Consider the following 9,086-nt stretch of genomic DNA (forward strand, 5'->3'; position numbering starts at 1 on the left):
GGACCGAGTGGGCGATCGGCACCCAGGGCGCTTCGTCCTTCACGATCTCCTGCGTCTTCTCGTAGAGTTTGGTGCGTTCCTTGCGGTCGGCGGTGCGCGTGGCCTTGGCGATCAGCTCGTCGAACTCCTTGTTGCACCACTTGGCGTTATTGCCGCCGCCCTTCACCGCGTCGCACGACAGCAGCGGGGTGAAGAAGTTGTCGGGGTCACCATTGTCGCCGGACCAGCCGAACATGATGGCCTGGTGTTCGCCGGCCTTGCTGCGTTTGCGGTACTCGCCCCATTCGTAGGTGATGAGTTTCACCCGCACGCCGACCTTGGCGAGATCGGCCTGGATCAGTTCGCCCATGCGCTTGCCGTCCGGGTTGTAGGGGCGCTGCACCGGCAGGTACCACAGCTCCATGTCGAAGCCATCCTTCAGGCCGGCCTGCGCGAGCAAAGCCTTGGCCTTATCCGGCGCGTAGTCGTAGTCCTTCACCCGGTCGTTGTAGCCCCACATGATCGGCGGGATCGGGTTCTTCGCCATCTGGCCCGCGCCCTGGTAGATGGTGTCGAGGATCGCCTTCTTGTTGATCGCCATGTTCAGCGCTTGCCGGACGCGTTTGTCGTCGAAGGGCTTCTTCTCGACGTTGAAGGCGATGTAGCCGATGTTGAGCCCTTCCTTGCTCATCAGGTTCAGCGCCGGGTCGGCCTTCATCTGGGCGAGGTCGGCGGGCTTCGGGAACGCCATCAGCTGGCATTCGCCAGCCTTGATCTTGGCGTAACGCACCGAGGCGTCGGGTGTGATCGCGAAGATAAGGTTGTCGATCGCGGGGCGGCCGTCCCAGTACTGCTCGTGCGCCTTGTAGCGGATCACCGCGTCCTTCTGGTAACTGACGAGCTGGAAGGGGCCGGTGCCGATTGGTTCGCGGTCGATCAGCTCGGGCGTGCCGGCCGCTTTCATCTTCTCGGCATGCTCGGCCGAGAGGATGGACATGAAGTCCATCGCCATGTTGGCGAGGAAGGGCGCCTCGGGCTGGCGCAGCTTGAAGCGCACGGTGTAGTCGTCGAGCTTTTCCAGCTTCTCGACGATGCGGGCCATGCCCATGTCGTCGAAGTAGGCGTAGGTCTGGCCGGGGCTGTTCTTGTGGAAGGGGTGGTTCGGGTCCGCCATGCGGTACCACGAGTACATCACGTCGTCGGCGTTGAAGTCGCGCGTCGGCTTGAACTTCGGCGTGGTGTGGAACTTCACGCCGCGGCGCAGGTGGAAGGTGTAGGCGAGCCCGTCGGGAGAGATCTCCCAACCGGTCGCGAGCCCTGGCACGATGTTGGTGGTGCCGACCTCGAACTCGACCAGGCGGTTCATCAGCTGGGCAGAGGCCGCGTCATGCGTGGTGTTGGTGGTGAAGAACTGCGAGTTGAAGCCTTCGGGGCTGCCCTCGGAGCAGTACACGAGAGTCTTCGCAGCGAGGGCGGGCAGCGTGAGGGCGGCAGCGAACGCAGCCGTGGCGAGGCGCAACATGAACATCGATCTCTCCTGCGGGGTAACCGGACTTGGGGCGATGCATGCCGGCCGCCGTGTGGGCGGTCGGTCTCTTGTTTGCCGGATCATAGCCGTGCGGCTTCGCTGCCTTCAATCACCCGCCGCGCGGTCAGCGCAAATCGCCGGCCCAGATCTCCACCTGCACACCGGGCAAGGGCGGGTATTCGCGATGAGTTTCGAGCCTGAAGCCCAGCTTCTGCACGACGCGCTTGGATGCGTGGTTATCCGGGTGGATCACCGAGATCACGCGCGCGAGGCCCAGCGTGTTCTTTGCGAACTGAAGCGAAGCGAGCCCCGCCTCGGTGGCAAGCCCTTGCCCCCAGTAGCGGGTGAGAAAGCGGTAACCCAGTTCAGTCTCACCGAATTCCGGCAGGAACTTGAGGCCGCTGAAGCCGATCAGCTCGCCGCTGGCTTTCCACTCGCAGGCGAAGCGGCCGTAACCGTAGCGCGCGTAGTCGGCGAGCGGCGCGGTGCGCAGGATCTCGCGCACGCCTTCCAGCGTATCCGGCCCCGGGCCGCCGGCGTAGCGCACGACATCCGGGTCGGTCACCAGCGGCACATAGGCTTCCGCATCGGCTTCGACGAAAGGGCGCAGGCGCAGGCGTTCGGTTTCGATGATCGTGCGCATGGGCTCAGCGTGCCAGGTCGACGTTCTGGAAGTTCAGGCCGTAGGTGGGTTCCAGCACGAAGCCGGTGACTTCCTTGCGCGTGACGCCGAAGCGGTTGCCGTGCGCGATCAGGAGTTGCGGCACCGCCTCGCGCAGCGCTTCCTGCGCCTTCACGTAAAGTTTGGTGCGTTCGGCGCGGTCGCTGCTGCGGCGGGCGCGTTGCAGCAGCTCTTCGAAGGCCGGGTCGCACCAGCGTGCGAGGTTGCCACCGCTCTTTGCCGCGTCGCAGGAGAGCAGGGGCTCGAAGTAGTTGTCGGGCTCGCCGTTGCCGGAAAGCCAGCCGAACATCACGGCCTGGTGCTCGCCGGCGCGGCTGCGCTTGAGGTATTCACCCCACTCGAAGGTGGTGAGCCTGGCGCGCACGCCGATCTTCGCCAGATCGGCCTGGATCATCTCGGCCATGCGCTTGCCGTCCGGGTTGTGCGGGCGCACCACCGGCAGGTACCACAGTTCCATGTCGAAGCCTTGCGGGTAACCGGCACTGGCGAGCCGCGTTTTCGCCTTGTCTGGCGCGTAGGCGAGGGCCGGCAGTTTGGCGTCGGCGGCCCAGTAGGCGGGCGGCAGCAGGCTCTTCGCGAGCGTGGCGCGCCCCTGATACACCGCGCCGAGGATCGCGGCGCGGTCGATTGCCAGATCCAGCGCTTGCCGCACGCGGCGGTCGGTGAAGGGCTTCTTCTGCGTGTTCAGCGCGATGTAGCCGGTATTCAGGCCCGGCTGCTGGATCAGGTTGAGACCCGGCGTTTTCTCGATCTGCGCAAGGTCTGCGGGCTTCACCGAGGTCGACACATGGCATTCGCCGGTCTTGAGTTTGGCGAACTGCACTGCGGCGTCCGGCACGATGCTGAACACCAGTGCGTCGATCTTCGGCCGTCCGCGCCAGTGCTGATCGAAGGCCTTGTAGCGAATCGCGGTGTCTTTCTGGTAACCGGCGAACTGGAAGGGGCCGGTGCCAATCGGTTCGCGGTCGAGCTTGTCCGGCGTGCCGGCGGCGCTGAGCTTGGCGGCGTATTCGGCCGACTGGATGCCGAGCATGTCGAAGCTCATGCGCGTCAGGAACGGTGCCTCGGCTTGCTTCAACACGAAGCGGATCGTGTAGTCGTCGAGCTTTTCGAGCCGCGCCACGTTCTCGTCCATGCGCAGGTTGTTGAACTGCACGAAGGCGAGGTTGCCGGCGAGCGTGTGGTACGGGTGGTTTTTGTCTGCCTGGCGGTTCCAGGTGAACAGCACATCGTCGGCGTTGAAGTCGCGGCTCGGCGTGAAGCTCGCGCTGCGGTGGAACTTCACGCCGCGGCGCAACTTGAAGGTGTAGCTGAGGCCGTCGGGTGAAATCGTCCAGGATTCCGCAAGCGCCGCTTGCAGTTCGGCCGTGCCCGGCTTGAAGTCGAGCAGCGTGTCGGCGATCTGCGCACCGGCGTCTGCTGTGTTCTGCCCGTTGGCGAACAGGCGGGTCAGCGATTCAGGGCTGCCCTCGGCGCAGTAGACCAGCGTCTTGGCGGCGTGGGCGGGCGCCAGCGCGAGCAGGCCGGCGATCAGGAGGGGGAGGTGCGTACGTCGCATGCGTCGTCTCTCGGTCGGGCCATGCATGATGGCAGAGCGGGCGGGGGTGGTCGATCGGTGTTGGGCGCGGAGAAAGAAAAAAGGGACGCCCGTGGGCGTCCCTTTTCGCGCGAGGCGGGTGCGGCTTACTGCTGCTTGAGCGACTCGACCGGGATCTTGATCGTGACTTCGTCGCTGACGTAGGGCACGTACTTGTTGAGGCCCCAGTCCGAGCGCTTGATCGTGGTGCTGATGTCGCCGGCACAGGCTTGCACCTTCAGCATCGGGTGCGGCACGCACTTGAAGTTGCTGACTGCGAGCTTCACCGGCTTGGTCACGCCCAGCATCGTCAGCGTGCCATCGGCGCCAACCAGCTTGTCGCCATCAAACGTGAGGTTGTCCGACTTGAAGGTCATGGTCGGGAATTTGGCCGCGTTGAAGAAGTCTTCCGACTTCATGTGGTCGTTCCACTTCTCGAAGCCCATGTTGATCGAGCCGGTTTCGATCACTGCTTCGACGCTGCCCTTCTTTGCGGCGAAGTCGATCACCGCCTTGCCGGTGGTCTTGTCGAAGCGGCCACGCTGCGTCGACAGGCCGAAGTGGTTGATCTCGAAGCTCGGCCAGGTGTGGGTCGGATCGAAGTTGTAGGTGTCTGCGGCTGCGGCGGCAACGCCTGACAGGGCGGCGAGCGAGACGGCGATGATCAGCTTTTTCATGTGGGTGACTCCTGTTGCGGGTGAGTGGTGTTGCTGGCCCCGGTGGGTGCCGGCAATCGGTAATCCGGGTTACTTGCGTGCGGCAGCGACGAGGCGGAACTTGATCTGCACATCGTCGGCCACCGTGGAGGTGTCGCCCCACGGGCCTTCGCCGATGCCGAACTGCAGCCGCTTGATCGTGAACGCGCCTTCGAACACGCCGTTGGCGCCGTCCGCCTTGTAGGTGAAAGGTGCCGTCACGTTCTGCGTGCGGCCCTTGATCGTCAGCGGGCCGGCAACCTCGAAACGATTGCCGCCGAGCGCCTTGACGCTGGTGGACTTGAACACCGCAGTCGGGAACTGCTTGGCGTTGAACCAATCCTTGCCGACCACTTCGTCGTTGGCTTCCTTGCTGCCCGCGTCGATGCTGGCGAGTTCCAGCTCAAAGCCGGCGCTGGCCTTCTGCGGTGCGGCGGGGTCGAAGCTCAGCGCGACCTTGAACTTGCCGAACTTGCCATCCACCGGCACACCCATCTGCTTGGAAGTGAAGGCGAGGCTGCTCTTGGCCGGGTCCAGCGTGCCGTACTCGACGGCGGCGGCAGGCAAAGCGAGGGCTGCGGCCGCGAGGGCCGTAACGAAAATCTTCATGGTGGGACTCCGCTTACTTCAGGAAGGGCAGCATGCGGGCGAGGATGCCGTCGCGTGCCACGAAGTGGTGTTTCACTGCAGCCGCTGCATGTGCAACGACGATCAGGACCATCAGCCAGGCGAGGATTTCGTGTGCTTCCTCGAAGAACTCGGCGAGCGATTCACTCTTGCCGATCAGATCGGGCAGCGGCAGTACGCCGAACCAGACCACCGGAAAGCCCTTGGCCGAGCTCATCAGCCAGCCGGCCATCGGTACCGCGATCATCAGCAGGTAGAGCAGGTGATGTGCGCCATGCGCGGCGAGCTTTTCGATGCCGCTCATGGAATCCGGCAAGGCGGGCGGGCGATGTGTGGCGCGCCACAGGATGCGCACCAGCACCAGCGCGAGCACCGTGATGCCGGCCCACTTGTGCCAGCTGATGATCTTGAGTTTCTGCGGGGAGAGGGGAAGGTCGACCATGTAAAGGCCGACCGGGAAGGCGATGAAGATCAGCAGCGCGATCAGCCAGTGCAGTGCGATCGCGGTGCGGGTGTATTGCGTTGGGGCTGTTGTCATGTCTGTGGGCTCTCTGCATGCAGTCCGCAATCGTTCGATGCGGTTCAGTATTTACTGCATGCTAGAGCCACAGACTCCGTCATTCCAGCGAAAGTTTCTGGCGAATCAGATGAAACTGATTCACTTATTTTCGTTGCCGGCCTTGCTGCGGGCGAGTTCGGCTTCCAGTTCGATGACGCGGGCTTCCAGTCGCACCAATTGTTCACGTGCGCGCGCAAGCACCTCGCGCTGAACGTCGAATTCCTCGCGCGTCACCAGATCCATCTTGCCCAGCACCGATGCAAACGCTGCCTTCGCGTTGCGTTCGATGTCCCGCGCGGGGCTGCTCTCGAGCAGTTCCGCTACTTTCTTCTGGATCTCATCGACGAACTTGGGCGGCTCCATGGCGGCTCTCCGTAAGGGTTTCAAGGGTTTGAAGCCAGTTTAGCACGCGCGATTTCATGCACCGGGACAGTGCGGCATGCGGGAAAACCCGGAATTGCACCGTCGTGGTGCGGCTCGCGTCATCGGGCGGGGCAAAACGGTGCGGCGGCGCGATGCGAACCGCCGTCAAGCGCGATCAAACGGTGCGCGGATGCGGTTTTTCAGGCTGTGGCACGGATTCTGCATTAAGCCCGTCACCACGATTCTCATCCCATGACGGAGATTGAAATGCGCAAGACCCTGATCGCTACCGCCCTGATCGCCGGCCTGGCCGCTTCCGCCTCGGTTCGCGCCGAAGAAGCCAAGGCGCCCTACACGCTGACCGGCAACTTCACGCTGGCCTCGGAGTACATCTATCGCGGGATCGCGCAGACCAACCACAAGCCCGCCATCCAGGGCGGTCTCGATTTCGCGCACGAAAGCGGCATCTACCTTGGCACCTGGGCCTCGAACATCAGCTGGCTGTCGGATGCTGGCGGCATCAGCGCCCCGATCGAGATGGACTTCTACGGTGGCTACAAGGGTGCGGTCGGTGACTTCGGTTACGACGTGGGCCTGCTGCAGTACTACTACCCGGGCACCTACCCGGATGGTTTCACCAGCCCGAACACGCTGGAAGGCTATGTGGCCGGCAGCTACAAGTGGATCACGCTGAAGGGTTCCTACGCCTTCACCAACCTGTTCGGCGCCAAGGCTCCGAACGGTGACAAGACCAGCGGCAGCTACTACCTTGAGGCCAATGGCACCGTACCGGTCGCCGAAGGCGTCAATCTGATCGCGCATGTGGGCTATCAGAGCGTCAAGGGCTTCGATGATGCGTCCTACACCGACTACAAGCTGGGTGGCACGGCGGATGCGCTGGGCCTGACCTTCGGCCTGTTCTACAGCGGCACCAATGCGAAGGGCGATGCGGGCGAGTTCTACCACAACGCCTTCGACAAGGATCTGGGCGCTGGCCGCATTCTTTTCACCGTAGGCAAGACTCTCTAATTCCGGTTTAGCACGCGGCACCCCTCCCCCGGGGCGCCGTGTTCCACCCAAGGAGCCAACATGAAATTCGTCACCGCCATCATCAAGCCTTTCAAGCTTGACGAAGTGCGCGAGGCCCTCAGCGCGATCGGCGTGCAGGGCATCACCGTCACCGAGGTCAAGGGTTTCGGCCGTCAGAAGGGTCACACCGAGCTGTACCGTGGCGCAGAGTACGTCGTCGACTTCCTGCCCAAGGTGAAGATCGAAATCGCAATCGCCGACGACCTGCTCGACCAGGTCATCGAAGCGGTCGAGAAGGCCGCCAGCACCGGCAAGATCGGTGACGGAAAGATCTTCGTCTTCGATCTCGAACAGGCTATCCGCATCCGCACCGGTGAGACCGGCGCTGAAGCGCTCTAAGGCAGACAAGGAGATTTCGACATGAGAAAGATGCTCGCGATCCTGCTGACGGCGCTGTCCGTCGGTATCGCAGCCCCGGCCTGGTCATCTGATCAGAGCAACGAGGCGACCGGCGCGGTTGCCACCACCGAAGCGGCCAAGCCGGCTGCCGAAGCCCCGGCGGCAGACGCCAAGCCGGCCGACGCTGCGCCGGCTGCCACCGCCGAAGCGCCTGCTGCTGCGCCCGCCGCCGCGGAAGCTGCACCGGCTGCTGCCGCACCGGCCGCAACCCCCGCCCCGAACAAGGGTGATACCTCCTGGATGATCGTTGCCACGCTGCTCGTGACGCTGATGACGATTCCGGGCCTCGCGCTGTTCTACGGCGGCCTCGTGCGCTCGAAGAACATGCTGTCGATCCTGATGCAGGTGTTTGTCGTGTTCTCGCTCTGCGTCGTGCTGTGGACGGTGTTCGGCTACTCGCTCGCCTTCACCGAGGGCAACGCCTTCATCGGCGGCTTCGACAAACTCTTCCTGAAGGGCATCACGCCCGATTCGGTTGCGGCTACGTTCTCGAAGGGTGTGTATATCCCCGAACTGATCTACGTGATGTTCCAGGCGACCTTTGCGGCGATCACGCCGGCGCTGATCCTTGGCGCCTTCGCTGAGCGCATGAAGTTCTCCGCCGTGCTGCTCTTCATCGTGCTGTGGTTCACCTTCTCCTACCTGCCGATCGCGCACATGGTTTGGTACTGGGCGGGCCCGGATGCCTACACCGACGCTGCTGCCGCCGACAAGGCTGCTGCGACCGCGGGCTTCCTGTTCCAGAAGGGCGCGCTCGACTTCGCCGGCGGCACCGTGGTGCACATCAACGCTGCCATGGCTGGCCTCGTGGGTGCCTTCATGGTCGGCAAGCGCATCGGCTACGGCCGTGAAGCGATGGCGCCGCACAGCCTGACGCTGACGATGGTGGGTGCCTCGCTGCTGTGGGTGGGCTGGTTCGGTTTCAACGCCGGTTCCAACCTGGAAGCCAACGGTGCTGCCGCGCTGGCCTTCGCCAACACCATGGTCGCTACCGCGATGGCTGCGCTGGCTTGGCTGTTCGCTGAATGGCTGATCAAGGGCAAGCCCTCGATGCTGGGTGCTGCGTCGGGTGCTGTTGCTGGCCTCGTTGCAATCACCCCGGCTTGTGGCTTCGTCGGCATCATGGGCGCACTGATCATTGGCCTCGCTGCCGGCCTGATCTGCCTGTGGGGCGTCAATGGCCTGAAGAAGCTGCTTGGTGCGGATGACGCGCTCGATGTGTTCGGCGTGCATGGCGTCGGCGGCATCCTGGGTGCCATCCTGACCGGCGTGTTCGCGGATCCGGCCCTCGGTGGCGCAGGCGTCATCGACTATGTGGCCAACAAGGTCGGCGACTACAGCATCTCGGCGCAGGTCACGAGCCAGCTTTGGGCCGTTGGCACCACGGTCATCTGGTCGGGTGTTGTGTCCTTGGTTGCGTACAAGCTGGTCGACCTCTTCATCGGCCTGCGTGTCGCGGAAGACGAAGAGCGCGAGGGCCTGGACATTGCCTCGCACGGCGAATCGGCCTATCACAACTGATCTGTCGTACCGGTCCGGCGGCATGCCGCCGGAACAAAGCAAAACGGGCGCCCTCGGGCGCCCGTTTT

At 63.7% G+C, this 9,086-nt stretch carries 10 protein-coding genes; 3 read left to right on the forward strand and 7 right to left on the reverse strand.

Features of this window, described 5'->3' with window-relative positions:
* The 7 genes from ACE3P0_RS20935 to ACE3P0_RS20965 all read right to left on the reverse strand — a co-directional run.
* Nucleotides 1–1,507, reverse strand: a 1,507-nt coding sequence (locus ACE3P0_RS20935) for an ABC transporter substrate-binding protein (protein ID WP_374404748.1), incomplete at its 3' end; no start/stop codon positions are given.
* A 124-nt stretch (nucleotides 1,508–1,631) separates the two neighbouring features.
* The gene (locus ACE3P0_RS20940) at nucleotides 1,632–2,150 is read right to left on the reverse strand and encodes a GNAT family N-acetyltransferase (RefSeq protein ID WP_374404749.1); all 519 of its coding nucleotides are present in this window, start codon (nucleotides 2,148–2,150) and stop codon (nucleotides 1,632–1,634) included.
* A gap of 4 nt (nucleotides 2,151–2,154) precedes the next feature.
* Nucleotides 2,155–3,747 (reverse strand): ABC transporter substrate-binding protein, encoded by a 1,593-nt coding sequence (locus tag ACE3P0_RS20945; RefSeq protein WP_374404750.1) that lies wholly within the window; start codon nucleotides 3,745–3,747, stop codon nucleotides 2,155–2,157.
* A gap of 125 nt (nucleotides 3,748–3,872) precedes the next feature.
* A complete protein-coding gene (locus tag ACE3P0_RS20950; protein ID WP_374404751.1) occupies nucleotides 3,873–4,442 on the reverse strand; it encodes a YceI family protein in 570 nt (189 codons plus the stop codon).
* A gap of 69 nt (nucleotides 4,443–4,511) precedes the next feature.
* Complete coding sequence (locus tag ACE3P0_RS20955) at nucleotides 4,512–5,069, reverse strand: YceI family protein (RefSeq protein ID WP_374404752.1); 558 nt, start codon at nucleotides 5,067–5,069, stop codon at nucleotides 4,512–4,514.
* A gap of 13 nt (nucleotides 5,070–5,082) precedes the next feature.
* Nucleotides 5,083–5,625: a cytochrome b gene (locus ACE3P0_RS20960; protein ID WP_374404753.1), complete on the reverse strand. Its 543-nt coding sequence runs from the start codon at nucleotides 5,623–5,625 to the stop codon at nucleotides 5,083–5,085.
* A 120-nt stretch (nucleotides 5,626–5,745) separates the two neighbouring features.
* On the reverse strand, nucleotides 5,746–6,009 hold the full coding sequence (locus ACE3P0_RS20965) for an accessory factor UbiK family protein (RefSeq protein ID WP_172202543.1): 264 nt from the start codon (nucleotides 6,007–6,009) through the stop codon (nucleotides 5,746–5,748).
* A 267-nt stretch (nucleotides 6,010–6,276) separates the two neighbouring features.
* On the opposite strand from ACE3P0_RS20965, the gene ACE3P0_RS20970 reads away from it, so the two are divergent.
* The 3 genes from ACE3P0_RS20970 to ACE3P0_RS20980 are packed head-to-tail and all read left to right on the forward strand — an operon-like array spanning nucleotide 6,277 to nucleotide 9,018.
* Nucleotides 6,277–7,038, forward strand: coding sequence for a TorF family putative porin (locus ACE3P0_RS20970; protein ID WP_374404754.1), 762 nt, complete (start codon nucleotides 6,277–6,279; stop codon nucleotides 7,036–7,038).
* A gap of 60 nt (nucleotides 7,039–7,098) precedes the next feature.
* Nucleotides 7,099–7,437 carry a P-II family nitrogen regulator gene (gene glnK / locus ACE3P0_RS20975; RefSeq protein WP_172202545.1) on the forward strand — a complete coding sequence of 113 codons (339 nt, stop codon included), beginning with the start codon at nucleotides 7,099–7,101 and terminating at the stop codon, nucleotides 7,435–7,437.
* Nucleotides 7,438–7,458: 21 nt separating this feature from the next.
* Complete coding sequence (locus ACE3P0_RS20980) at nucleotides 7,459–9,018, forward strand: ammonium transporter (RefSeq protein ID WP_374404755.1); 1,560 nt, start codon at nucleotides 7,459–7,461, stop codon at nucleotides 9,016–9,018.
* Nucleotides 9,019–9,086 lie beyond the last annotated feature (68 nt).

Origin of the sequence: Niveibacterium sp. (assembly GCF_041909475.1) — a bacterium.
In the GTDB taxonomy this organism is placed as follows: Bacteria; Pseudomonadota; Gammaproteobacteria; order Burkholderiales; family Rhodocyclaceae; genus Niveibacterium.

Coding starts and splice junctions, on each gene's coding strand:
- ACE3P0_RS20960 (WP_374404753.1), bottom strand. CDS start 5,625: ATGACAACAGCCCCAACGCAATACACCCGCACCGCGATCGCACTGCAC.
- ACE3P0_RS20955 (WP_374404752.1), bottom strand. CDS start 5,069: ATGAAGATTTTCGTTACGGCCCTCGCGGCCGCAGCCCTCGCTTTGCCT.
- ACE3P0_RS20970 (WP_374404754.1), top strand. CDS start 6,277: ATGCGCAAGACCCTGATCGCTACCGCCCTGATCGCCGGCCTGGCCGCT.
- glnK (WP_172202545.1), top strand. CDS start 7,099: ATGAAATTCGTCACCGCCATCATCAAGCCTTTCAAGCTTGACGAAGTG.
- ACE3P0_RS20950 (WP_374404751.1), bottom strand. CDS start 4,442: ATGAAAAAGCTGATCATCGCCGTCTCGCTCGCCGCCCTGTCAGGCGTT.
- ACE3P0_RS20940 (WP_374404749.1), bottom strand. CDS start 2,150: ATGCGCACGATCATCGAAACCGAACGCCTGCGCCTGCGCCCTTTCGTC.
- ACE3P0_RS20980 (WP_374404755.1), top strand. CDS start 7,459: ATGAGAAAGATGCTCGCGATCCTGCTGACGGCGCTGTCCGTCGGTATC.
- ACE3P0_RS20965 (WP_172202543.1), bottom strand. CDS start 6,009: ATGGAGCCGCCCAAGTTCGTCGATGAGATCCAGAAGAAAGTAGCGGAA.
- ACE3P0_RS20945 (WP_374404750.1), bottom strand. CDS start 3,747: ATGCGACGTACGCACCTCCCCCTCCTGATCGCCGGCCTGCTCGCGCTG.